This is a genomic window from Parasphingorhabdus sp. SCSIO 66989, assembly GCF_032852305.1.
Classification (GTDB): domain Bacteria; phylum Pseudomonadota; class Alphaproteobacteria; order Sphingomonadales; family Sphingomonadaceae; genus Alterisphingorhabdus; species Alterisphingorhabdus coralli.
Window position 1 is genome coordinate 1,239,111 of sequence record NZ_CP136594.1, and the last position, 24,492, is coordinate 1,263,602.

The 24,492-nt window shown below is 56.9% G+C and carries 27 protein-coding genes; 17 read left to right on the forward strand and 10 right to left on the reverse strand.

The genetic code is table 11. The features are described from left to right. Positions 1-777, forward strand: a complete 777-nt coding sequence (locus RB602_RS05765) for a precorrin-2 dehydrogenase/sirohydrochlorin ferrochelatase family protein (RefSeq protein WP_317083765.1) — start codon at positions 1-3, stop codon at positions 775-777. Here the strand turns inward: RB602_RS05765 and RB602_RS05770 are convergent. Further along, entirely contained in the window at positions 774-1,199 is a 426-nt protein-coding gene (locus RB602_RS05770; RefSeq protein ID WP_317083767.1) for a PaaI family thioesterase, read from the reverse strand. The genes RB602_RS05765 and RB602_RS05770 overlap by 4 nt on opposite strands. Further along, the gene (locus tag RB602_RS05775; protein ID WP_317083768.1) at positions 1,196-1,642 is read right to left on the reverse strand and encodes a PaaI family thioesterase; all 447 of its coding nucleotides are present in this window, start codon (positions 1,640-1,642) and stop codon (positions 1,196-1,198) included. Before RB602_RS05775 ends, RB602_RS05770 begins: the two co-directional genes overlap by 4 nt. Positions 1,643-1,788: 146 nt before the next feature. Between RB602_RS05775 and RB602_RS05780 the strand changes: the two genes are divergently transcribed. The 4 genes from RB602_RS05780 (at position 1,789) to RB602_RS05795 (ending at position 4,333) form a co-directional block, all read left to right on the forward strand. Then, positions 1,789-1,926, forward strand: a complete 138-nt coding sequence (locus RB602_RS05780) for a hypothetical protein (RefSeq protein WP_317083770.1) — start codon at positions 1,789-1,791, stop codon at positions 1,924-1,926. A gap of 16 nt (positions 1,927-1,942) precedes the next feature. Then, positions 1,943-2,887 (forward strand): hypothetical protein, encoded by a 945-nt coding sequence (locus RB602_RS05785; protein WP_317083771.1) that lies wholly within the window; start codon positions 1,943-1,945, stop codon positions 2,885-2,887. A gap of 2 nt (positions 2,888-2,889) precedes the next feature. After that, positions 2,890-3,798 (forward strand): transposase, encoded by a 909-nt coding sequence (locus tag RB602_RS05790; protein ID WP_317083772.1) that lies wholly within the window; start codon positions 2,890-2,892, stop codon positions 3,796-3,798. A gap of 76 nt (positions 3,799-3,874) precedes the next feature. Beyond that, positions 3,875-4,333 (forward strand): DUF2721 domain-containing protein, encoded by a 459-nt coding sequence (locus RB602_RS05795; protein ID WP_317083774.1) that lies wholly within the window; start codon positions 3,875-3,877, stop codon positions 4,331-4,333. A gap of 8 nt (positions 4,334-4,341) precedes the next feature. On the opposite strand, the gene RB602_RS05800 is transcribed toward RB602_RS05795, so the two are convergent. Both RB602_RS05800 and RB602_RS05805 read right to left on the reverse strand, forming a co-directional pair. After that, positions 4,342-5,253 (reverse strand): hypothetical protein, encoded by a 912-nt coding sequence (locus RB602_RS05800; RefSeq protein ID WP_317083776.1) that lies wholly within the window; start codon positions 5,251-5,253, stop codon positions 4,342-4,344. 86 nt (positions 5,254-5,339) lie between these two features. Further along, complete coding sequence (locus RB602_RS05805) at positions 5,340-6,002, reverse strand: c-type cytochrome (RefSeq protein WP_317083778.1); 663 nt, start codon at positions 6,000-6,002, stop codon at positions 5,340-5,342. Between the two features lie 145 nt (positions 6,003-6,147). On the opposite strand from RB602_RS05805, the gene RB602_RS05810 reads away from it, so the two are divergent. Next, positions 6,148-7,038 (forward strand): prephenate dehydratase, encoded by an 891-nt coding sequence (locus RB602_RS05810; RefSeq protein ID WP_317083780.1) that lies wholly within the window; start codon positions 6,148-6,150, stop codon positions 7,036-7,038. Between the two features lie 107 nt (positions 7,039-7,145). Here the strand turns inward: RB602_RS05810 and polA are convergent, their stop codons facing one another. The 5 genes from polA to groES form a co-directional block, all read right to left on the reverse strand. After that, entirely contained in the window at positions 7,146-9,953 is a 2,808-nt protein-coding gene (gene polA, locus RB602_RS05815) for a DNA polymerase I (RefSeq protein ID WP_317083781.1), read from the reverse strand. 93 nt (positions 9,954-10,046) lie between these two features. After that, on the reverse strand, positions 10,047-10,916 hold the full coding sequence (locus RB602_RS05820; RefSeq protein WP_317083783.1) for a GGDEF domain-containing protein: 870 nt from the start codon (positions 10,914-10,916) through the stop codon (positions 10,047-10,049). A gap of 149 nt (positions 10,917-11,065) precedes the next feature. Continuing rightward, positions 11,066-11,827 (reverse strand): aspartyl/asparaginyl beta-hydroxylase domain-containing protein, encoded by a 762-nt coding sequence (locus RB602_RS05825; protein ID WP_317083784.1) that lies wholly within the window; start codon positions 11,825-11,827, stop codon positions 11,066-11,068. Positions 11,828-12,011: 184 nt separating this feature from the next. After that, entirely contained in the window at positions 12,012-13,655 is a 1,644-nt protein-coding gene (gene groL / locus RB602_RS05830) for a chaperonin GroEL (RefSeq protein WP_317083786.1), read from the reverse strand. Between the two features lie 51 nt (positions 13,656-13,706). Then, entirely contained in the window at positions 13,707-13,994 is a 288-nt protein-coding gene (groES, locus tag RB602_RS05835; RefSeq protein ID WP_317083788.1) for a co-chaperone GroES, read from the reverse strand. A 263-nt stretch (positions 13,995-14,257) separates the two neighbouring features. On the opposite strand from groES, the gene RB602_RS05840 reads away from it, so the two are divergent. The 8 genes from RB602_RS05840 (at position 14,258) to sppA (ending at position 20,596) form a co-directional block, all read left to right on the forward strand. Beyond that, positions 14,258-14,557, forward strand: a complete 300-nt coding sequence (locus RB602_RS05840; protein WP_317083790.1) for a BufA1 family periplasmic bufferin-type metallophore — start codon at positions 14,258-14,260, stop codon at positions 14,555-14,557. 178 nt (positions 14,558-14,735) lie between these two features. After that, positions 14,736-15,617 carry an MNIO family bufferin maturase gene (gene bufB, locus RB602_RS05845; RefSeq protein ID WP_317083792.1) on the forward strand — a complete coding sequence of 294 codons (882 nt, stop codon included), beginning with the start codon at positions 14,736-14,738 and terminating at the stop codon, positions 15,615-15,617. Between the two features lie 132 nt (positions 15,618-15,749). Beyond that, on the forward strand, positions 15,750-16,511 hold the full coding sequence (locus RB602_RS05850; protein ID WP_317083794.1) for an HvfC/BufC family peptide modification chaperone: 762 nt from the start codon (positions 15,750-15,752) through the stop codon (positions 16,509-16,511). A gap of 51 nt (positions 16,512-16,562) precedes the next feature. Next, entirely contained in the window at positions 16,563-17,021 is a 459-nt protein-coding gene (locus RB602_RS05855) for a DoxX family protein (RefSeq protein ID WP_317083796.1), read from the forward strand. A gap of 127 nt (positions 17,022-17,148) precedes the next feature. Continuing rightward, entirely contained in the window at positions 17,149-17,676 is a 528-nt protein-coding gene (locus RB602_RS05860) for a sigma-70 family RNA polymerase sigma factor (RefSeq protein ID WP_317083798.1), read from the forward strand. Then, positions 17,673-17,840 carry a hypothetical protein gene (locus RB602_RS05865; RefSeq protein WP_317083800.1) on the forward strand — a complete coding sequence of 56 codons (168 nt, stop codon included), beginning with the start codon at positions 17,673-17,675 and terminating at the stop codon, positions 17,838-17,840. Before RB602_RS05860 ends, RB602_RS05865 begins: the two co-directional genes overlap by 4 nt. Positions 17,841-17,861: 21 nt before the next feature. Continuing rightward, positions 17,862-18,548, forward strand: coding sequence for a DUF1109 domain-containing protein (locus tag RB602_RS05870; protein WP_317083803.1), 687 nt, complete (start codon positions 17,862-17,864; stop codon positions 18,546-18,548). Between the two features lie 227 nt (positions 18,549-18,775). Next, on the forward strand, positions 18,776-20,596 hold the full coding sequence (sppA, locus tag RB602_RS05875; protein ID WP_317083805.1) for a signal peptide peptidase SppA: 1,821 nt from the start codon (positions 18,776-18,778) through the stop codon (positions 20,594-20,596). A gap of 12 nt (positions 20,597-20,608) precedes the next feature. Here sppA and RB602_RS05880 read toward each other — a convergent pair whose 3' ends face one another. After that, positions 20,609-22,012, reverse strand: coding sequence for an H-type lectin domain-containing protein (locus tag RB602_RS05880; RefSeq protein ID WP_317083807.1), 1,404 nt, complete (start codon positions 22,010-22,012; stop codon positions 20,609-20,611). 323 nt (positions 22,013-22,335) lie between these two features. On the opposite strand from RB602_RS05880, the gene rpsM reads away from it, so the two are divergent. The 3 genes from rpsM (at position 22,336) to RB602_RS05895 (ending at position 24,319) form a co-directional block, all read left to right on the forward strand. Further along, the gene (rpsM, locus tag RB602_RS05885) at positions 22,336-22,704 is read left to right on the forward strand and encodes a 30S ribosomal protein S13 (protein ID WP_317083809.1); all 369 of its coding nucleotides are present in this window, start codon (positions 22,336-22,338) and stop codon (positions 22,702-22,704) included. A 52-nt stretch (positions 22,705-22,756) separates the two neighbouring features. Beyond that, complete coding sequence (gene rpsK / locus RB602_RS05890) at positions 22,757-23,146, forward strand: 30S ribosomal protein S11 (RefSeq protein WP_317083811.1); 390 nt, start codon at positions 22,757-22,759, stop codon at positions 23,144-23,146. A gap of 120 nt (positions 23,147-23,266) precedes the next feature. Next, the gene (locus RB602_RS05895) at positions 23,267-24,319 is read left to right on the forward strand and encodes a DNA-directed RNA polymerase subunit alpha (protein ID WP_317083813.1); all 1,053 of its coding nucleotides are present in this window, start codon (positions 23,267-23,269) and stop codon (positions 24,317-24,319) included. Positions 24,320-24,492: the final 173 nt, after the last annotated feature.

Genomic DNA, 24,492 nt, shown 5'->3' on the forward strand with positions numbered 1-24,492 from the left:
ATGCGCAGCTTTCCCATCTTTCTCGAGCTTGAAGGGCAGACGGTTATCCTGCTCGGCACCGGGGAAGCAGCAGATGCCAAGCGGAGACTCTATGCTCGTGCAGGCGCAGTGTTCACCGATGATGAAAACGCGGATGCCAGGATCGCGGTCGTTGCGCTCGAAGATGATGCCGAAGCGGAGGCCGCGGTAGCGCGGCTGAAAGCGCGCGGGCTATTGGTCAATGCCGTCGACCGCCCGCACTTGTGCGATTACACCACGCCCGCCATTGTTGATCGCAATCCGGTCACGATTGCGATCGGTACCGGCGGCGCATCAGCAGGATTGGCCAAAGCGCTGCGCCAGCGTCTGGAGTCGCTCTTGCCGCAGAGTCTGGGGCAGTTGGCGCAGGCGCTTGCCAATGCCCGCAACGCCATGAAAGCGCGCTGGCCGGACGGTCTGACCCGGCGGCGGGCGATTGATGCGGCGTTGGGTGAGGGCGGGGTACTGGACCCCTTCTCCGCCAATGCTTCCGATGCAGTGGAAGTGTGGTTGCAGCAGGGAGAAGAGGGCGGCTCTGGTGGTCACCATGAGATACGCCTTGCCAGCCAAGATCCTGATGACCTCTCCATCGGACAGGCGCGTTTGCTTGCAGGTGCTGATCTGGTGCTGTTGCACGGCGATATTGCGCCGGAGATCGTGGCCCGCGTGCGCGCCGATGCAATGGTTATCGAAGCCGATAGCGGTCAGCCTGCGCTTGGTGAAGATGCCCTGATTATTGCGCTCTACGCGCCCGACTAAACTTCGCGTTTGAGCAAAAAATTGAGCCGCGCCGCCGCGATGATTTTGTGCCTGTCCAACTGCCAGGCAACACTCTCCACATTGGCAACACGCTGGCCCAGCCGGGTAATCTTGCCGAGTGCAAAGGTGCGGTGCTGTCGTCCGCCGCGCATGAAATCGACGGTGACATTGACCGGTTTCAGCTGCGCCTTGGCCCCATCTTGCGCGATGCGTGCGCGAAGTGCTGAGTAAGCGGCGACCTCTAACAGTCCGGAAAGCGCGCCGCCATGCAGGAAACCCGGTCGTCCGGTGACGCCGGGGCCAAAATCATAGCTGATGACCGGCAGGCCATCCTCGAGCCCGGTCACGGTCATGCCCATATGATGCGCAAAGGGCGGCAACATCGCGACGATGCTTTCAATATCGGGGTCGTGTTCGGTCATGATGCAGAGACATCCAGATTGATAAAGGTGCCGGCGACATGGGCGACCGGATCATCCGGGTCACCATCATGGGCGATGCCGCGCACAAACGCGATAGAACGCTTGATCTGATAACACTCGCCGCGGCCATAGACTGTCGCTTTGGGTTTGGCGGCGCGCATATAATCGACGCGCAGGTCGAGCGTCACCTGTGGCCGAAAGGTGCCCAGCTTGGTCCAGACCGACAGGCTGGTGGCATTGTCCATCATGCTGATGATCGGGCCAGAAGCGAGAATGCCGGTTTCAGAATCACCAACAAGCTCCTCGCGCCAGGGCAGTTTCAGCTCGACCCAGCCGACACCATGGTCATGATATTCCAGCCCGATATGGCCGCCATGGCCATGGCTGGAGATAGTCTCGGTAAACAGCCTCGGATCAAACTCCCCGGTTCTTGCATCCGACATTAATGCATCCTTTTCATGCTGGCCTGGTGCCAATGTGTTCAGCATTATGACGCAAACTTCATTCGTCGTAACGCACCTGTCTTCATATGCTCATTCGCGTCAAATCCAAGCGGATTATGGCCTTAAACGCATAAAGGAGAACCGTTGTGACATTGGAAGAAATCCCCGAATTCCCGGAAATGATTGGCAATTTTGGCGCTGTGACTTCGCAGGGCCTGAATATGCAGGCCAATGATGATCTGTGGATTGTTATCGCCATCGTGATTTTTGAAAGCGGATTCTAGGCCAGGGAAGGCAGAGGTGCATCTTCAGCCGGAAATAAGAGACTATGGCGCTGATGCGAAACTGCGCCACAGCCATGCTGATCTTGTCAAAGGCCATGCGGCGGCATGGCGTCGGCATCATGCGCTGAGACGCTGGCAGCCACTTCTGCTCGAGATGACGAAGATTGCGAAAACAGGCGATGTTTTGCGCGCAGCCCGATATGGTTCATCCATCGTGGAGGATAAAGGGTTGGCGGGCGCGTTTATCAGCCATTGGTTGGCTGTGCTGCGAGCGCATCCCATGGCGGTGCCGAATTTGGCGGTTAATCGCAGCGGCAATGGGGTATCTGCCGTACTCTACCAGAACCTTCAAACAACATTGTCGCTGGTGAGTCTTTACCCTGATGCGGACGCTGACACGATTAGTTTTAGCAAGGGTGCCACGGTCTTTGCCCCGATCTATCCTGTGTCAGCACAGATACAATGCTGGCATGAGGAAAAGGCTCAGTGCACCAGCAGATACGCCGTTCATAATGGCGCGCCAATTCAGCTGTCGGCTGCGGCGGTTTGTATTGATACCGATAGCGAAGCGATGCAGTTTCTCGGCGCTGATCAGCCGGGATTGCTGTTGCGATTGACCGTTGCTCCTCCGGATCGCCGCGGCCAATTGCAGCGGCATTATGCGACGCAAGATGGCCGGTTGGTGCGGCTAACCACAGCGGATGCAAGGGAAACCCGACAAATGTTGTTACTGGCCGCCTTGCGCGCAATGGGTGCCGCGCATGCCTTGCCCCAGATGCTAAAGGCTTGCGATCAGCCATTGGCCGCCTTGCGCTGGCAGGCGATGCGTGAATGTCTGTCCACTGATATGCCTGGCGCGCTGGCGCAGTTGGAAACGATGGCGAGCAAAGATGAAGATGCGCAGATACGCACCATGGCTGCGGCATTGATGCGGCAAATCGCTGAAAAGAAGGTGGCCTGAATATGGCGCTCGATATCAGCCGAACCGCTGATGTATCGCTCTCACTGGCCGAAGCGCTGGAGGCTTTTGATGCTCTGGCGCCATCCGTCGAAAGTGAGGAACAAAGGGATCTGGCGGCGGATATTCTCGCGCGCCTGGCGCTGGATCGCGACTGTATCAGTGATGCAGCCATAGCCGAGCTCAAGCAATATCATAGCGCCAAGATAGCAACTGAATCTTATGGTCAGCGGCAATATGGACCGCAGGTCATTATGCTGGGTGAACCACGACCGGGTTGGTTCCTACGCGCCAATATCTGGCCTGCAAAACCCGATTATGCGGTCAAGGCGAGTGGCGAGGCAGCCTTTTTCTATGGCCTGCCGCATGACCATAATTTTGATTTCCTCACCATCGGCTATCATGGCCCCGGCTATGTCAGCGACTATTATGAGCAGGACTATGGAAGCCTGGCCGGCTTTCGCGGCGAACCGGCGGGGCTGCGTTTTGTTGAGCGCTCACGGCTCAGCGAGGGGCGGATGCTGCATTATCGCAAACATCGCGATGTCCATTGCCAATATCCGCCTGAAGCCCTGTCGATATCGCTCAATCTGATGCTGACCGCATGGGATCAGCCATGGACCGACCAATATAGCTATGATCTTGAGCGCAATCGCATCGGTCATATTCTGAGTTTTGGAGCCAGCGATATATTGCTGCGTCTCGCAGTTGATAGCGGCTTGGGTGACGGTCTCGAGCTGGCGGAAACGGTTATGCAAAAGCACCCAAGCCATCGATTACGCAGTGTCGCATTGGATGCCCTCTATCATCACTTCGCCGATAATCCTCGCCAGCAAAATGCTTTACTCGATAAGGCGCTCTCGTCGGATAGCGCGTTGCTCATTGGCGAAGCGGAACGATTAAGCGGCGTTTGACCGAACATTCAGATCATCTATAGGCTAGACCCTTGCAGAGCGAAAAAACACCTGTGCAGCATTGGAACGCCAGCAGATGATCAACGACGCAGATATCGCCGAGATTGCCAGTATCATTCAACTGGCCATGGCGCCGGCCTTTTTGCTGGTTGGTATCGGCGCTATGTTGCAGCTTTTCTCTGGACGGCTGGTGCGGGTGGTTGACCGCTCGCGGGTGCTAACGCAGCAGCATGGCGATTGCACGCCAGAACGCCGCGAATGCATCGTTCGGGAATTGCGCGGGCTGGACCGGCGGATGACGGTGGTCAATGCAGCGATATTGATGGGTGTATGCGGTGCCATCACGGTGTCCATCGTCATCGCGATGCTTTTTATTACTGGTCTGGCGCGGATTGACCTGACCATTGCCATTTCGGTCGGTTTTATCCTGGCCATGGTGTTTTTGATCGTTGGTCTGTGTTTGTTTCTCTACGAGGCCCGTCTGGCCGAGCGGAATATTCATATCGACCGCGAGCTACTCAGGCTGGAAGAATAGAACCTGCGTTATTGTCGATAGGTATCTATAATCGCGGCATCCACCCACATGATATCATTGCCGCGGGTGAAGAAGAGATATTTGCCGTCGGGCGTTACCATCGGGCAGTAATCGATCCCGGCTGTGTTGATTGTCGGCCCCATATTCACACCCTGGCCCCATGACCCGTCAGCCTGTTTGAAGCTGATATAGAGATCACCATCGCCCAGGCCATCGGGGCGGCTGGAGGACACATGGATGATATAGCTTTCGTCCGGGCTGACATAGATATCGCCCTCATCCATATCGCTGTTGATTGCCGGGCCAAGGTTAACCGGCGTTTCAAATGTGCCGTTGCTATATTGCGCACGATAGCTGTCGCGGGCGCCAATAGTCTCCTCGCCATTGGCCGAGTAATAAAGGCTGCCATCGCCGACCAGCATGGGATAGAGATCATGGCCAGCGGTGTTGATTTCAGGCCCAAGGGGTTCCGGTGTGAGCAGGCCGTTGGGCGTGACCTTGCTGCGCCAGATATTGTGCCGTTCAAGCGAATAGCCCTTAAGCGGTCGGTCCGAGATGAAGTAGAGCCAGTCACCATCGGGGGAGAACACCATATCGACCTCGCTATGGCCGGGATAGGTCTTGGACAGCGCCGCCATGCGCGGTTCCTGCCAGCTGTCATCATCGCGCAGGCGGCTATAGAACATCTTGAAGACGCCGTTCACCACCCGTGAGAACATGAAAATCTTGCCATCGGGCGAAAAGACGGAGTTTAGCTCGCGCTCATCATCGAGCGATATCAGACCCGGCGCAAAGACTTGCGGCTCCATTCCCGGCGGTTCCTGACCGAGATAGGGGCCGGACAGCTCTGGCCATTCCTCCTGCGCAGTTGCGGGCGCGGTGCAGAGGAGCAGTGATGTGAGCAGGATGGAAAAGCGCATAAGTGATGACCTCCCGAATGATGGCGGGAGTGTATCAACCCATGAACGCTAATCAAGCAGGCAAACCGCAAGGAGCGGCGAGCGGTTTAGCTCTCAGCCGCAGCTTCTGCTTCCGCCTCGGGAGCGGCTTCTGCGGCTGCTTCGCCTTCGCCCTCTGCTGCCGGTTCTTCACCTTCCGCAGCAGCCTCGCCCTCTTCGCCTTCCGCAGCCGGAGCGGCTGGCGCAGGCAGTGGCAGCGGGCTGTCGGAATTCTGGTTGAGATAGGCGATGACATTGGCGCGGTCTTCATCATTGCCAAGACCGGCAAAGGTCATCTTGGTACCATCGGCATAGCGGCGCGGTGACTTCAGCCATGCGCTCATATTCTCAAAGCCCCAAGGCTCTGAAATGCCGGAGATCGCTTCGGAATAGGCAAAACCAGCGACTGCACCATGGCCTTTGCCCATAACGCCATAGAGATTGGGGCCAATGCCATTGGCGCCGCCCTTCTCGATGCTGTGGCAAGAGGTGCATTTGGCAAACACTTTGGCACCCGCATCGGCGTCGGCTGCGGCCATCAGCGTGCCGATATCAACCGCTGCTACCTCGGCACCGCCATCGCTGCCGCCGCCTTCGACGAAAAAGCCCGGTTCTTCCGGGGCTTCGGGGCTACCGGCATGGTAATATTTGCCGCTGACTATGCTCAGGCCCAAGGCTGTTGCCGCACCTGCCAATACCCAGCCAGCGATTGTGTTATTCGTTCCGTCCATGCCCAAAATGCCTCTATTGTGACGCTGTTTGCAATTTTTGCGACGCACAATCGCCGCCATTTGGGGAGCCACTTAAAGCGCCTTACCATTGCGTGCAAGCATTTTGGCTTGGCAGAGACCGCCTTGCTCGCCTATCGCGACATTTATGCAGAGTTATCCGACAATTGCGCTGGAAAAAGTGCACGAAATGGCGGCAAAGGCCAAGGCGGAGCCGTCGCTCGCCGTGGCGTTCCAGGGCGCGCCGGGGGCCAATTCGCATATCGCCTGTAGCCGCTACGACACAGCGGCCTTGCCGATGCCGTGCTTCTCTTTTGCCGATGCGATTGATGCGGTGAGACATGGGAGTGCGGACCGCGCGATCATCCCGATTGAGAACTCCCAGCATGGCCGCGTTGCCGATATCCACTTTCTCTTGCCCGAATCCGGCCTGTCGATCATCGCCGAGACGTTCCTGCCGATTCATCATTGTTTAATGGCGCGCGGTGAAGGGCCGCATAAGGAAGTGCTGAGTCACCCACAGGCACTGGGCCAATGCCGCCATTATCTCAAACAGCATGGTATGACGCCGATAGCCTATGCCGATACCGCAGGCGCGGCGGCGCGGGTTGCGGAATCGGATGAGCTCAGCCTCGCCGCCATCGCGCCGGAAATGGCGGCAGAGCTTTATGGCTTGCAGATCATTGCGAAGAATATCGAGGATGCCGACCATAATATGACGCGCTTTGTCGTGCTCTCGCGTATTGGTGCGGCACCTGATGAGGATCAGCCGGTGATGACGACGCTGACCTTTGAGGTCAAAAGCATCCCGGCGGCGCTCTACAAGGCATTGGGCGGCTTTGCGACCAACAATGTCAATATCACCAAGCTGGAAAGCTATCAGCGTGGCGGGAGTTTCTCAGCCGCCGAGTTTTATGCTGATATTGAGGGCATGCCAGGCGATCCATCGGTCGACCGCGCGTTGGAGGAACTGGCGTTTCACAGCAAATGGGTGCGGTTGCTGGGGAGCTATCCGAGAGCTCGGGAGCGGGGGCGTTAAACCCAGTAATTCCGTCATCCCCGCGAAGGCGGGGATCCAGAGCCGCTAGCGCTGCGTTTTGTTGCCCTGGCCCGCGCCTTCGCGGGGGTGACGGTTATTTTTTGTGGTTAGTGCGCCTCGCCCCAGCTTGATCCGGTTCCGATATCTACGCCCAGCGGGACCGACAGTTTCACCGCCGGTTCCGCAGCATTGGCCATGACATCGCGGATAATCGCGGATGCTGCCTCGACATCGCCTTCGGGCAATTCAAACACAAGCTCGTCATGCACCTGCAATAGCATGCGCACCTCGTCCAGCCCCGCCTCTCGCAACGCGGGCGTCATCCGTGCCATGGCGCGTTTGATGATATCGGCGCTGGTGCCCTGGATCGGTGCGTTGATCGCGGCGCGCTCGGCGCCCTGGCGCTCGGCCTGATTCTTGGCGTTGATACGTGGGAAATGGGTTTTGCGCCCGAATAGCGTCTCGGTATAGCCCTTGTCTTTGGCCTGCATCAGCGTTTCAGAGATATAGCGGTTGATGCCGGGAAAGCGCTCGAAATAGGTGTCGATCATCGCCTGCGCCTCATCGGGATCGACCTCGAGCCGCCCGGCCAGACCCCAGCGCGAAATGCCGTAGAGAATGGCGAAATTGATCGTCTTGGCGCGGCCTCGGGTTTCGCGGGTAACCTCGCCGAACAGCTCCTGCGCGGTGCGGTTGTGAATATCCTCGCCATTGGCAAAGGCAGTCTTCAGCGTATCGACATCGGCCATATGCGCCGCCAGCCGCAGCTCGATCTGGCTATAGTCGGCGGCAAGCAGCACATTGCCCGGCTCGGCAGTAAAGGCGAAGCGGATTTGACGCCCCATATCGGTGCGGATCGGGATATTCTGCAGGTTCGGATCGGTCGATGAGAGCCGTCCGGTCTGCGCTCCGGTGAGGCTATAGCTGGTATGCACCCGCCCGGTGCCGGGGTTGATATCCGCCTGCAGCGCATCGGTATAGGTGGATTTCAATTTCGACATTTGGCGCCAATCGAGCACCTTGCTGGCAATGGGCTGGCCCTCGCGCGCCAGCTTTTCCAGCACCGTCACATCGGTGGAATATTGGCCAGACTTGCCTTTCTTGCCGCCCTTCAGACCCATTTTGCCGAACAGGATTTCGCCGAGTTGCTTGGGGCTGCCCAGCGCAAACTCTTCACCGGCGATTTCGTGCACCTCGCTCTCAAGCCGCTGCATTTCGGCGGCAAACTCGCCCGAGAGGCGCGCCAGCACTTCGCGATCGACATGGATTCCATGCTGCTCCATCTGGCCCAACACGGCGATAGTCGGGCGGTCGACAGTCTCATAAATCCGAGTGCCGCCTTCGGCGCTAAGCCGGGGTTTGAGCAGCTTCCACAGCCGCAGCGTAACGTCTGCATCCTCAGCGGCATATTCGGTGGCCTTGTCGAGCGGCACCTCACCAAAACCGATCTGCGATTTGCCGGTGCCGGTGAGCGATTTATAGCTAATGCACTCATGCCCAAGATGCTGGCGCGCCAGTTCATCCATGCCGTGGCCGCCGGAAATCTGCGTCCGCCCGGCATCAAGCGCGAAGCTCATCACCATCGTGTCATCGACCGGTGCAATGGCGATGCCATGGCGGGCGAGGACATTGATATCATATTTGATATTTTGCCCGATTTTCAGGATGCTATCGTCCTCCAGCAGCGGCTTGAGCTTGGTCAGCGCGACATCCATTGGCACCTGTTCCGGCTTTTCCGCCAGTAGATCAGTGCCGCCATGCGCCAGTGGCACGTAACAGGCTTCATTGGGCGCAACCGCCATGCTGAAGCCAACCAGCTCGGCCAGCATCGCGTTAAGCGACGTTGTCTCTGTGTCGAAAGCGACATAGCCGGTTTCATGTGCCCGTGTGATCCATTGGTCGAGTGTCTCGGCATCGGTGACGCAGGCATATTGGCTGCGGTCAATATCCGGCATTTTCGGCGGCAGTGGCGCAGTAGTGCCTTGTCCCGCTTCTGCTGTGTCACCGCTATCGCCTTCCTTGGGCGCTGTTGGTTCCGCGCCCAGTTTGCGCAACAGGCTGGAAAAGCCGTGTTCGTTAAGAAACGCCGCGAGCGGATCGGGTGGAATATCGCCGAGCTTGAAGTCATCCAGTTCCATTGGCAGCGGGCAATCTTCTTTCAGCGTTACCAGCACCCTAGACAGCCGCGCATCCTCGGCAAACTCGATGAGATTTTCGCGCATCTTGGATTTTTTCATCTCCGGCGCTGCTGTGAGGACGCGCTCCAGATCACCATATTCGAGCAACAGCTTGCTCGCCGTCTTGGGACCAATCCCTTTGACGCCAGGGATATTGTCGACGCTGTCACCCATCAGCGACAGCATATCGCCGACAAGCTCTGGCCCGACGCCGAATTTCTCGACAACGCCCTCGCGCCCGATCCGCGCATTCTTCATGGTGTCGAGCATATCGACAGCGCTGTCGTCCTTCGGCTCGATCAGCTGCATCAAGTCCTTGTCCGAGGAGACAATCGTCACCTTCCACCCGGCGCGCTGCGCCGCTTTGGTATAGCTGGCGATCATATCGTCGGCCTCGACATTGTCCTCTTCGATCAGCGGCAGCGAGAAGGCACGGGTGGCATCGCGGATCAGCGGAAATTGCGGACGAAGGTCTTCCGGAGGGGGTGGCCGGTTGGCCTTATACTGATCGTAAATCTCGTTGCGGAAACTGTGAGAGGATTTATCGAGGACAACCGCGAGATGCGTCGGGCCATCGGCCTTGTTCAGCTCATCGGCGAGCTTCCACAACATGGTGGTATAGCCATAAACTGCGCCGACCGGGGTACCTTCCGGGTTGGTCAGTGGCGGCAGGCGGTGATAGGCGCGGAAGATATAGGCCGATCCATCGACCAGATAGAGATGATTCTGTTCAGACATGACAAGGGGATAGCAGCGCTGATCCATGGCGTCATGCGGCAATGCTCAGCAAGTTTGAGAATGGCGTATTTGTTCAAATGTTGATGCGCAAAGTTACTGGTTGCGGGCAACGGCTCTGGCGCTTCCCACTTTGTTGGGATTGACTGCACCTATGCTGCCCATCGCCATGCAAGGCTTTGAACGCATGCCTGGATCAAACACCAGCACCTTATTGCGACCGCTATGCTTCGCGGCGAATAGGGCATTATCGGCGTTGCGCATAACCACCGATTGTTCATGCCGCGCTGCGGCGTCAGTGATACCGATACTCACGGTGATGACATGGCGAAAACCGGGATGCGGCTCGAATGGCGTATTCTCAACCTCGCTACGGATCATCTCGCCGACAATCTTGCCTTCCGCTTCGGCGGTGTCCGGGAGGAAGATGCCAAATTCTTCCCCGCCAATACGCCCGATCAGATCGCCTTTGCGCAATATGCGGCGGAAGATTGAAGCCAGCAGCATCAGCGCCTGATCGCCTGCCGGGTGACCAAAGCTGTCATTGATGGTTTTGAAATGATCCACATCGACGATCATCAGGATGTGATCGTTGTTGCCGGTGCGTTTTTCGGACAGGCGATCAAAAAATGTATCGCGGTTGAGCATGCCGGTCATCGCATCATAGCTCGCCTTATGCTCCAGCTCGCGATTGGCCATGCGCAGATCTTCTTCTGTCTGGCGCAGTTGCGCGGTCATCATCATGAATTTCTGTCGCTGCTGGGTGAAATACCACCCCATTGGGATGCTGATCCCCCAGGGCACGATCAACGACATGATCATCGCCTCCCAAAAGCGATCATCCTGACCATAATAGCTGTAATAGATTGTTGCCGTCAGCGTGAAAGAGGCCGCAACCGCGATCAACGCGATAGCGGCTATCTGCCGCATCGGCGACATTCCCGACATGATTGGTCGACTACCCATGGCGGAGGTTTTAGGCAGCAGGCCTTTCGATGCTGTGGAAGATAATGGTTAACAATCACGCCATGTGTTTGTTTACAAAATTATAAGAGGCGTATTTAGTCAGTAACCGTATTTAAAAAAGCGGAGATATTCTTTATTGCTCTGGCGCTTTAAGCGCCTATCGCGCGGCGGATATCCTGCACAAAGCTGGTTCTTCGGACAGTTTCATACAGCACTTTGGCAATTAGACGCCCGGGCCAACGCATTGGGCGGCGTACTTGCAGCATCAGCACAACACGCGGTTCGCCTGTGTCATTCCAGACCTCGTGCGGATAGGTCTCATCGAATACCAACCACTCACCTTCGGTCCAGCGCACGGTGATGCTGTCATCGACGCGCATTTCGCAACGCCCTGCAGCATGCGGCAACACCAGCGGCAAATGGCAGTTGAGCCATGCCTTGGTGAGGCCCTTGTGCCGGGGCACATGGGTATCGCCTTCCATGATTGAGTAGAACGCCACGACCAATCCGGGGATTTGACGCAGCAATGCAGCGGTCTTGGGGCATTGCGTGCAATTGCCGGGCGAGCGAAAGCCATAGCCTTCAAAGAAGAAGCTCTTCCATTGCGGGCCATTGGCGATCCGGCGGTGATCGGGGGATATCTTGCCGAAGGCGGGGATGTTGTCGCGTTGCTGCAATAGCGCGAGTGCCTCGGCCTGAACGGCGCGCCAGTTGTGCTGCAATATGTCCAGCCCCTTCAGAGTATCGGAAGGAACTATAGGCTCTGTCGTAGTCAGCGATTGCCGCTCCAGAAAACGATTAAGCGGCGCCCGTAGCCTTTTGCCAAGTCTGACAATGGCGGATTGTTTCGGACGCACATAGCGTTCGTCTGAACCTGAATTTTGCGATGTGTCCGGTGCCGTTGCCGCCATATCTGCATTCCTGCCAATAGTGTGCGACCATAGATATTTTAATCGGTTTTACGCGCCATGCCAATACCTTTTCTATGAGACGAATGTCCGATTCCTATGCTGCATTGATAACGAGGACATGAAAAAGGCCGGAGCATTGCTGCCCCGGCCTTTTTGCTTTTCCGAAGAATGGAAACGGTTGGGTTTAGAAGCCCATGCCGCCGCCCATGCCGCCCATGTCAGGCATAGCCGGAGCAGCTGGCTTGTCTTCCGGCAGTTCAGCAACAGCCGCTTCGGTGGTGATCAGCAGGCCGGCAACCGAGGCTGCGTCCTGCAGCGCTGCACGGACAACCTTGGTCGGGTCGATCACGCCAGCAGCCACCAGATCTTCGTAAACGTCGGTCTGAGCGTTGAAGCCCTGGCTTTCATTGCCGCCGTCGATCAGCTTGCCAGCAACGACTGCACCGTCATGGCCTGCATTTTCGGCGATCTGACGCACAGGAGACTGCAGCGCACGACGGACAATGTCGATGCCGCGGGTCTGGTCGTCATTGTCACCGTCAACGCCGTCCAGCGCAGCAGTGGCATAAAGAAGCGCGGTACCGCCGCCAGGGACGATGCCTTCTTCAACCGCAGCGCGGGTTGCGTGCAGCGCGTCGTCGACACGGTCCTTCTTCTCTTTCACTTCAACCTCGGTGGCACCGCCAACCTTGATCACGGCAACACCGCCGGCCAGCTTGGCGAGACGCTCTTGCAGCTTCTCACGATCATAATCGCTGGTGGTGTTCTCGATCTGGGTGCGGATGGCTTCGACGCGGGCCTTGATATCGTCCGCATTGCCTGCACCGTCGACGATGGTGGTGTTGTCCTTGTCGATGGTGACGGTCTTGGCTTCACCCAGCATGCCGAGGGTGACGTTTTCCAGCTTGATGCCGAGGTCTTCGGAGATCATCTCACCCTGGGTCAGGATCGCGATGTCTTCGAGCATCGCCTTGCGACGATCACCAAAGCCAGGCGCCTTGACCGCAGCGATCTTCAGGCCGCCGCGCAGCTTGTTGACCACCAGCGTAGCGAGTGCTTCGCCCTCGATATCTTCAGCGATGATCAGCAGCGGACGACCCGACTGCACAACCGCTTCAAGAATCGGCAGCATCGCCTGCAGGTTGCTGAGCTTCTTCTCGTGGATCAGGATGTAGGGGTTATCCAGCTCGGATACCATCTTGTCCGGATTGGTGATGAAGTAAGGCGACAGGTAACCGCGGTCGAACTGCATGCCTTCAACAACGTCGAGTTCGAATTCGAGGCCCTTGGCTTCCTCAACGGTGATGACGCCTTCTTTGCCAACCTTTTCCATGGCTTCAGCGATCTTCTCGCCAACTTCCTTGTCGCCATTGGCCGAGATAACGCCAACCTGTGCGATTTCAGAAGAACCGGCTACGTCCTTGGAACGGCCTTTGAGGTTCTCGACAACCTTGGTGACAGCCAGATCAATGCCGCGCTTCAGGTCCATCGGGTTCATGCCAGCGGCAACCGACTTCATGCCTTCGCGGACAATGGCCTGAGCCAATACGGTGGCAGTGGTGGTGCCGTCGCCGGCAACATCATTGGTCTTGGAAGCGACTTCCTTGACCATCTGTGCGCCCATATTCTCGAACTTGTCTTTCAGTTCGATTTCCTTGGCAACCGAAACACCGTCCTTGGTGATGCGCGGCGCGCCAAAGCTCTTGTCGAGCACTACATTGCGGCCTTTGGGGCCGAGGGTGACTTTTACAGCATCGGCAAGGGTGTCGACACCCTGCATAATGCGCTCGCGGGCTTCGCGGCTAAATTTAACGTCTTTTGCAGCCATGAGATAGTTCCTTCTCTAGCGTGATGGTTATGGGGAGGGGAAAGCCGGTCCTCAGGACATAATGCCGAGGATGTCGCTTTCCTTCATGATGATCAGGTCTTCGCCGTCGATCTTGATCTCGGTGCCGGACCATTTGCCGAACAGGATCTTGTCGCCAGCCTTGACGTCGAGCGCGATGCGATCGCCATCGTCATCCTTCAGGCCTTCGCCTACAGCGACGACTTCACCTTCAGATGGTTTTTCCTTGGCGCTGTCAGGGATGATGATCCCGCCAGCGGTTTTTTCTTCGGCTTCGATGCGGCGCACCAGAACCCGGTCATGCAAAGGACGAAAGTTCATACGTCACCCTTTCCTTCTGTGATGTTTCTATAGAATACGAAATGCTTGGGGTCAGGACCCTATTAGCACTCGTCTTTGAGGAGTGCTAACGCGAGCCTATATGGTGCGGACTCATGATGCGTCAACAGCGGAATCGGGAAATTTTTCATGCGCATTTGTAACGCCGGGCAATAGCCATCCGAACAGGGAGGAGAGTGAAGGGCAGCCATCCATCGCTGCGGCTTCCTCGCCTTATTACAATAACCCCGAAAGGATGCTTCCCCATGTCCAAGACAATCACCAAGATCGGCACCATTGCCACTGCCGCTGCTGCACTGGCAGCCGCTGCTTCGATGACGGCTGCGCCCGCTGCTGCTGCCGGTGCCAAGGAAAAATGCTATGGCGTTTCGCTGGCTGGCAAGAACGACTGCGCCGCAGGCCCGGGCACCAGCTGTGCCGGAACCTCGACTGTCGATTACCAGGGCAACGCCTGGAAATATGTCAACAAAGGCAGCTGCGTCAAAATGGGCGGCTCGCTGACGGCGCGCAAAGGCAATAAGAAGCCAGTTCCGCGTCGCGGCTAATCTATCAGTGTCGTCATTGCGAGGAGCGATAGCGACGCGGCAATCCAGAGCAGCACCAAGCCGCACTGGATTGCTTCGCTTCGCTCGCAATGACGAAGTGGTGGTTATGAAAAGATATAAAGACTGATATGGTAGCTATATGAATGTGATAAACACACATAGGGACATACAGTCTGCATTGCCTTCTTCGGCAGGCATCGGCCTTAAGTCCCACCATTATCGCGACGTGCTGGCTGCTGTAGACAATGGAACGGCACCGGGTTGGGTTGAGGTTCATCCGCAAAATTATTTTGGTGCCGGTGGTCCACCGCATCGCTGGCTGACAGCGATTAATGACCATCTCCCGCTCAGCCTGCACAGCGTCGGGCTGTCGCTTGGCTCTGCTGATGGCCTCAATGAACATGATCTGGAAGGCATGGCACGGCTGTGTGAGCGCTATGAGGTTGCCAGCGTTTCCGATCATATTAGCTGGAGCGGCCAGGCGGATGACCGCTATCCCGATCTGCTCCCCATTCCCTATACCCAATTCGCGCTCGATCATCTGGCCAGCCAGATTGACCGGGTGCAGAACCGGCTCGGTCGGCAGATGCTGGTCGAGAATCCGTCGCGCTATCTCGCTTATGATCATGATGAGATGGACGAGATTGATTTCATTAACCGCCTCTGCGCGATGACCGGCTGCGGCCTGTTGTTTGACATCAATAATGTCGAGGTCAGCGCTACCAATATGAAAGCGCTGGATGGTGTGGAGACCATGCCGGACCCAGAGGACTATATTGATCGGATTGATCCCGCTCTGGTCGGTGAAATTCATCTCGCGGGCCATGCACGCGAGGATCATGATGATGGTCCGCTGCTGATTGATGATCATGGCAGCCCTGTCAATGATCTGTGCTGGTCGCTCTATGCGCGCTTCATACAACGGGCTGGCCCCAAGCCGACATTGATTGAATGGGATACGGATATCCCCGAATATGCTGTGCTGATAGCCGAAGTGCAGGCTGCGCAGGCCATTATGGCAGAAAAAACAGCGCCCGTGCTGGAAACCAGCGCTAGCTAATGTTTATTGAGTCCAAAAGAACCCAGCCGTTCGTGTCGAGCGAAGTCGAGACACAGCTCTCCAACGGCACCGGCCTCTCGACTACGCTCGAGGCGAACGGAATTGGCGAAAGAGAACCCAGAAGTTCTGTCGATGCCTGATAAATCAGCCCCCGATTACAGCGCAGCACAACGCGACTTTATGACCGTGCTGCAGCGCGGGCCGGGTGCCTTTCCTGATGGCGTATTTGCCGGGAGACCCGAGCGCGCCCTTCTCGGGCTAAAAGCACATGCCAACACTATCTCGCATGCGCGGCTGGTGGCGTTGGAAGACACCTATCCCAAAACTCGCGAGCGGCTGGGTGATGAAGCGTTTAACCAGCTCAGCCGCGCCTTTGTCGAACGCGATGAAGTGATGACCAGAGATATGAACAGCATTGGCGAGGCGTTTGGCGATTATCTCGCGGCGCATGGCGTCGATGAGGCCAGCACCGATCTCGCCCGTATCGAATGGGCCTGGTTGCAAAGCTATCATGCCGCTGAAGCGGAATGCCTCACGATGCAGGATGTTGCCGGGCTCGATGAGCAGGAGCTGCTTGACCTGCCGCTGCAGTGGCATCCTAGCCTGCACTATGTGCCTCTTTCGGCACCTCTGGCACCCGAGCTTGGCCCGGGATTTGAGAGTGAAGCGCCTGTCACAGCCATGCTGTTGGCGCGTCCTGAAGCAGAGGTTTTGCTGCATCCCCATCATGCAGAAGCCGCGGTAATTTTCGCCATCGCAAAAAAATCGATAAGGATGCGTAACTTTCTCGAAGCGGCCTGCGAACAGTTCAGCGAGAATAGCGCATTAGAGCAGATTTTTGCTCTTGTCGGAGCAGGTGCTCTGAGGCGCAGCATATCGGGCGAGGACGCATGACGTCTGCCTGATGTGTTTGACAGACACAGTTAGAGATAAGGCAGAACCGATATGACCAATATGATCAACAAATTCACTGAACTGATGAACTCAAGCCTGATTGAGTCCATCGCACTTCTGATCGCGCGTTTGGCGCTCGGTGGCGTTTTCTGGCGCTCGGCAACCAGCCGTCTGGAAGAGGGCAGTTGGACCAGCTTGAGCGAAGGAGCACTATACCAGTTTAGCGACGCACCGTTTAACAATGTGCCCGTCATCAACGGCGATTTTGGTGCCTATTTCACCACCTATACCGAGCTAACCGTTGCGGTCCTTCTGTTCCTCGGGCTGGCCACACGTTTTAGCGCGCTCGCAACTATCGGCATGGCCTTGGTGATTCAGATTTTCGTTTTTCCGACCTTTGCGCACCTTTGGGCCACGGTGGCTCTATGGGCCGCAGTTGCCCTGTTCCTCATCATTCGCGGTGGCGGCTTGTTCTCGGTGGACAAGCTGATCGGCAACAAGCTGGGCTGAGCTCCTCGCAATCATGCAGACAGGCGCTGTTACATGCGCCTGTCTGATTGCCAACACGCGCAGCATTTTCCTTGACCTGACCCGCGAAATGCAGTCACATTTTACATATAGAAGAGGGGCATAAGACGTGGCATCGCGCGAAGACGAATTGCGTCAGTTGATGACGCTCTCCCAACAGGGAGACAAGCGCGCCTATGCCCGGCTGCTCGATGAGTGTCAGATATGGCTGCGGCGTTATTATGCCCGCAAAATCGCGCCCTCTCTGCTGGAAGACATTGTCCAGGAAACGCTGATTTCAGTGCATCGCAAGCGTGCCAGCTATGATCCCTCGCGTGCATTCTTGCCATGGCTCGCCGCGATTGCGCGCTATCGCTGGATCGACCAGCTGCGCAAAGTCTATCGTGCCGACGAGACCGGGCTTCAGGAGGAGCTGCTCGCCGATCCGGAAGAGGAAAGCGTTTCGGCCAAGGTCAGCCTCGACCGTCTGCTTGAGATGATCCCGGAGAAACAGGCCGAAGTGATCCGCATGGTGAAGATAGAGGGGCTATCCATCGTTGAGGCGGCGGAAAAGACGGGCCAGTCGGAATCCCTAGTCAAGGTCAACATCCATCGTGGCATCAAGAAGATGAACGCGCTGGTGGAGCAATCGTCATGAGACAGGCCTTAAACCGCAATTACGCGCACCGCTGTAACCTTGGCGGCAATGGAAACGAACTGTGGGTACATGGTGCCTGTATCGGGCATGAAACCGCGCATATTGGCATTGGCCAGCTTGCGCTTGTATATAAAGGCTTATCGCCATGGGGCGATGTAGAGTGAAGAATGTCACAAGAGCATATAATGGAGAAAGTCGCCGTGGCCGCACCGCATGGGTTTGATATTGGCGCATTGGTGGATGATCTGGAACCGGTCAATCCACTGCGCATCCGCGATGGCATGGCGATGGCGATTACGCTGACACTGTTTGTCGGCGTCGGGATATCGCTGTTTCTGGGGCTGCGTAACGGTCTGGTGAGCGGTAATATCGAGACAATCTATGTCTTGCGTCTGCTGGCGCTGCTGTCTGTTGGGCTTACCGCCGGATATGCCGCGATGTCTATGGCTCGCCCGGCGGTTGGCGGTGAAAATCGCAGTTTTGAAAGCCTTGCCTGGCGCATCGCGCTTGGGCTGGCGGCGGCTTTTCCGCTGGCGGCTTTGGCGAATTTTGCACTCGATATTCCGCGTAGTGCAGAAGCGATGACCTCCCTGTTTGTGCCGACAGTTGGCCGGGAATGCCTGACCTTTAGTGGCATGTCGGCGCTGATGATCGGCGCTGCCATCGTCACCTGGCTACGCCGCGGCGCAGTGATGGCACCGGAGCGTGCTGGCTGGCTCGTAGGCCTTGCCGCGGGTGGTTTTGGCGCCGCCGCCTATAGCATTTACTGCCCGATCAACGGCGTGATTTATATCGGCACCTGGTACAGTCTAGCGGTGCTGATCAGCGCTGTTGCCGGCCGGCTGATCGTGCCGCGCTTGTTGCGCTGGTAACTGCAAATATTTCGGGCGTTCCGGTTGCAGTCGGTCGAAACAAGGGGCGGGTTCGCCCCTTTTTTCTTGTTTTTCTGGAGAAAGAAACCAGCTAGCGGGTGGAAATTCGACAAGAATCACCGGGATGCGGGCATCCTGCAGAGATAAACAGGGACGATAACGTGGCATTTGTAAAAGGCGCTTGGAAAGTATTGGTGGGCATTAAGGACGCATTGGTCCTTCTCTTCATGCTTCTCTTTTTCATGGCGCTGATAGGCATATTGAGCAGTCGTCCCAATGCCGCTGCGGTGCAGGATGGCGCGTTGTTGCTCAACCTTGATGGCATCATTGTAGAGGAAAAGTCTCAGGTTGATCCCTTAGAGCTGCTGACCAGGGGCTCTGCCCCGACCAAGGAATATCTGCGCCGCGATATTGTGCGTGCGCTGGAAGCGTCTGTCGAAGACGATCAGGTCAAGGCAGTGGTGCTCGATCTCGATAAATTTGCTGGTGCAGGGCAGGCCACGCTGACCAATATTGGCGATGCGCTCGACAAGGTGCGCGAGACCGATAAGCCGGTTTATGCATATGCCACCATTTACGGCGATGATGCCTTTCAGCTTGCGGCGCATGCTGATGAGGTCTGGGTCAATCCGCTGGGCGGTGTTGCCATAGCTGGCCCAGGAGGCAGCCGCCTCTATTATGCCGATCTCATCGACAAGCTGAATATTACCACCCATATCTATAAAGTCGGCACTTATAAGAGCGCGATTGAGCCCTATTCGCGTTCCGATCAGTCGCCCGAAGCCAAGGAAGCGCTCAGCGCTGTTCTAGAATCGCTTTGGGAGCAATATCTTGACGATGTGGGTGCGGCGCGTCCTGACGCCAAGGTTGGTGAGATTGCTGCCGACCCCGCCACTTATGCCACCGAAGCCAAGGGCGATCTCGCCCAAGCAGCACTTGGCAGCAAGCTGGTGGACAAAATTGGTGACCGCGTCGCCTTTGGCGCCCATGTTGCGGAGACGGTTGGCGTGGACGACGAGAATGCTCCGGGCAGTTACAAGCATACGAAGCTTCCCGTTTGGCTGGCAGCAAATGCGCCGGACACCAGCGGCGAGCAAATCGGCGTGATCACCATTGCCGGTGCCATCGTCGATGGAAAGGCTGGCCCTGGCGTTGCAGCGGGAGATCGCATCGAGGAGCAGCTTTACAAAGGTCTGGAAAATGAGGATCTGAAAGCCCTTGTTGTCCGCGTGGATTCTGGCGGCGGATCGATGTTTGCCTCCGAGCAGATGCGTAAGGCGATCATGCTTTATAAGGAGCGCGGCCTGCCGGTGATTGTCTCCATGGGCAATTTTGCCGCCAGTGGCGGCTATTGGGTCGCTACGCCGGGTGACCAGATTTTTGCTGAACCTTCGACTATCACCGGTTCGATTGGCATCTTTGCAGTGCTGCCCAGTTTTGAGCAGGCTCTCGCCGATATTGGCGTCAATGCCGATGGCGTGACGACAACGCCGCTTTCGGGTCAGCCGGACTTTGTTGGTGGCTTTAACGAGAGCATTGATGCGGTGCTCCAGAGCAGCATCGAAAATGGCTATGATCGGTTCCTGACAATCGTTGCGGACTCGCGCGGCAAGAGCAAGGAGCAGATCGACGCTATTGGCCAGGGCCGCATCTGGGATGGCGGTACGGCCCGGCAAAATGGTCTGGTTGATAAATTCGGTGGTCTGGACGATGCGCTGGCAGAAGCGGCCAAACAGGCAGGAATTGAAGGCGATTACCACGCCGTTTATCTTGAGCCGGAACCTGATCAGTTTGCTCAGTTCCTCTCTGGCCTGATGAACAATGATGAAGCGCAACAGGGCGCGGCCAATAGCATGGTTGGCTATGTCGCGGCGCGTCAGCAAATGCAGCTTGGCCGCCTGGCAACGGATTTTGAGCGCCTGTTGATGGCCAGCGATGTTCAGGCTGAATGTCTGGAATGTGCGGCGCTGTCGACACCATCCAGCGCATCATCCCGTCGCGGTGCAGATTGGCTCAAAATATTGGGCACATTTGCGGCATCGCGATAGAAGCGAAAGCGTTTAATCGATCAGGACACGATAGCGCAGGGTAATCTCGCCCGGACCGCTTCCGGTGTCACCGCTCAGCAGGCCGGTCGGGCTGATCTGGATCGCCTGCACTGCGCTGTCTTCATCACGCGCGCCGGGTGTTGGGGTATAGCCAAATGTGCTACCGTCATTGGAGAAGCCTAAGTCATCTCCAGCGGCACCGAGTCCGCCAAAGCTATAAGTCAGGCCACCTGCACCATTGACCGGGGTATAGCGCACAGGGCCAGAACCTGCGCCATTGATATCGGCCAATATCAGCGATGTATTGGGGTCAAGACTATCGGTGATGATAACTGTGTCGGGATTGGGCGGGGCATTGCCGACATTCTGGATGGTAACCAGATATTCCTTGGTCGCTCCGGGCGTTGAAAAACCGGTATCGCCGGGCAAGGCAACGGTGAAACTGGTCTTGGTGACCTGTATCTCTGGCCGCAAATTGGCATGAAAGGGCTGAGAAAAGGCCAGCACTGCGGCATTTTCCGCCTGTGCGTTTGAAAGACCACGACCATTGTCGATGTCGGTATCCTCATCGACGCGCAGCGAAATTGTCCCATTATTGAGATTGCAATAGCGGAACCAGCCACCGTCCGAGTTATTGCGGGTGCGCTTCTTGGCCACAGCGACGATATTGGGAGAGTTTATCGGCAGGGGTACAGAGAAACAGCCATCGTCCCAACCGCGAATAGCGGTTGCCGGGTTGGATGCGCCCCAAGTGATGGTGTTGCCATTGACATCGGGGAAGGTGCTGCTTCCTTGCGGAAAGGCGATCCAGCCGACCGTTTCTGTCTGCACCGTGCCGCTATTGGCTTCGCTGCGTTCCAATGCGAGCTGGAAGCCAGTGGCGCTGGGGTTGACCGTAAGCGCCGTAATCCATGGCCGTGAGGTCTGGGCGGGAACATTGCGGGTTTCACTATTGGCGGTCTGCAGTTGGGATATGACTGATGCAGTGGTACTCAAGGGGCCATCAAAGCTGACATTGGTAAAGCCTCTAGGGCCGGCAATGACCGGGTCTGCTTGCACCTGATTGGTATTGGTCCGTCCTGCCTCAATTATCGTACCATCAGACAGGACATGACGGCCTGGTTCTACGGCAACATATTGCACCTGTTGTGCCACGTGGCGTCCATCCCAGTTGTCCGGTTCTATGATCAGCGAGTCAAAACCGGTGGTGGTGACGTTGGTGATCCGTATGGCCGCCGACTGGTTGCCCTGTGAATTCGACAACACGACAACGACTGGCGGTTGATCAAAGGTCTGCTGAAAATTCACGCGGGTTGCCGCATTGCCACCATTGAGCGTCGATTGACTGACATAATTGCCCGCCTCCAAGCGTCCGGCATAGGCCGGGACAGCCAAAGCCAGAGTGCTGGCCGTCAAGCAAGGCAGAATAACGCAGTGTTTCAGCATCTTGGTTAGAGGTTCCCGCAATTCAGGCCCCTCATGGCACAATTCGCGCCAAGCTGACTGTAAAATTGCTCTAAATCGGTTCATTAATGCCAATGGCTTATGGTACATGGTTCCCGCGTCTGAGGCCCACTGTTGACAGCATGTTGAAGTCCGCTTATGCGCGCCCTATATGACAAAGCGAATCATCCAGCCCGTGCGTCTGCGCGCCGCTGGGTTTTTGCATTTTCATAGATTGAAGCGATGAGATGGATGTTGGCAATGGTGCCGCATCTGTGGAGCAGGAGACTAGTTAAGTGGCACGTATTGCCGGGGTCAACATCCCCACAAATAAACGCGTGATTATTGCGCTCACCTATATTCACGGCATTGGCCGCACCAAGGCGGTCGAAATTGCTGATAAGCTGGGCATCGACCATGCCCGCCGGGTTCAGGATCTTTCCGATGCGGAAGTTCTGCAGATCCGTGAAACCATTGATGCTGATCACACGGTTGAGGGCGATCTGCGCCGCGAAACCGCGATGAACATCAAGCGTCTGATGGACCTGGCCTGCTATCGCGGCCTGCGTCACCGTAAAGGTCTGCCCGTTCGCGGTCAGCGCACGCACACCAACGCCCGCACCCGCAAGGGTAAGGCGAAGCCGATTGCCGGCAAGAAGAAATAAGCGAGGGCTGGGATAACCAGCCTGTCCGCAGTTATTTGGTCAGGAATATATTATGGCACGTGAACCGCAACGCGTTCGGAAAAGCGATCGCAAAAACATTTCGTCTGGTGTGGCCCATGTCAACGCCAGCTTTAACAACACCATGGTGACCATCACCGACGCTCAGGGCAATGCGATCAGCTGGTCCTCGGCTGGCATGATGGGCTTTAAGGGCTCGCGCAAATCGACCCCTTATGCCGCACAGGTCGCTGCTGCCGATGCTGGCCGTAAGGCTGCCGAGCATGGCATGCGCACCCTCGAGGTTGAGGTAAAAGGCCCTGGTTCTGGTCGTGAGTCCGCTCTGCGCGCGTTGCAGGCAGAAGGCTTCACCATTACCTCGATCCGCGACGTTACGCCGATCCCGCATAATGGTGTTCGCCCGTCCAAGCGTCGCCGGGTCTAACCTTCAGCCTTTGTCCCAACGGGATGGCAGACGTGCCATCCCTGCCTGTCTCTGGCCGGAGCCTGCTGAACGTGCCGATATTCAGCAATCCGCTCCCGCCCAAAAATTTAGGGGAAGTCCATGACTGTCAACATCAAGAACTGGCAGGAATTGAAGAAGCCGAACAGCCTGGAAATGAAAGCTGGCGGCGATCCCAATCGCAAGGCAACCTTTGTTGCTGAACCGCTGGAACGTGGTTTCGGCCTGACGCTGGGCAACGCCCTGCGCCGGGTTTTGCTGTCTTCGCTGCAGGGTGCGGCGATTACCTCGATCAAGATCGAGAATGTGCTGCATGAATTCTCTTCGCTCGCCGGTGTGCGCGAAGACGTGACCGACATCGTCCTCAATGTGAAGCAGATTGCTCTGAAGATGGAAGGCGAAGGCCCCAAGCGCCTGCAGCTTTCCGCCACTGGTCCGGCGACTGTGACCGCCGGTGATATTGCTGTTTCCGGTGATATTGAGGTGCTCAACAAGGATCTGGTAATCTGTCATCTTGATGAAGGTGCGTCGCTCAATGCTGAGCTGACTGCCGACATTGGCAAGGGCTATGTCCCGGCAGTCGCCAACCGTCCGGCCGATGCACCAATCGGTTTGATCCCGGTTGACTCGCTTTACTCGCCGATCCGTCAGGTTAGCTATAAGGTTGAGAACACCCGTGTCGGTCAAGAGCTTGACTATGACAAGCTGGCACTGACTATTGAGACCGATGGTACAGTAAGCCCGGAAGATGCGATCGCCTATGCCGCGCGCATCCTTCAGGACCAGCTGCAGCTGTTCGTCCACTTTGAGGACTCGCTGGCGGCTTCCACCCCGTCCGCGCAGAGCGCTCAGAGCCAGGAAGAAAGCGACGCCAACCAGCTCAACCGTTACCTCCTCAAAAAGGTCGACGAGCTGGAGCTTTCGGTGCGTTCGGCGAACTGCCTCAAGAACGACAACATCATCTATATCGGCGATCTGGTCCAGAAGACCGAAGCCGAGATGTTGCGCACGCCGAATTTCGGCCGCAAGTCGCTCAACGAGATCAAGGAAGTGCTGTCCAGCATGGGCCTGCGCCTCGGCATGGATATCCCCGGCTGGCCGCCGGAGAATATCGAGGAAATGGCCAAGAAGCTTGAGCAGGAGCTGCTGGGGTAAGCAGATTACTCTCTCCCCTTGCGGGAGAGAAACGAGACTTGGCAGCTCGCTGCCTAGTCGCAGTTGAGAGGGGGCAGCGTCACGCGATCCCCTCTCGAGAGTTGCTAACCAGCAAGCTGGTAAGCCAACTCTTGTCTCTCCCGCAAGGGGAGAGAAGGAATAGGGCAAACGGC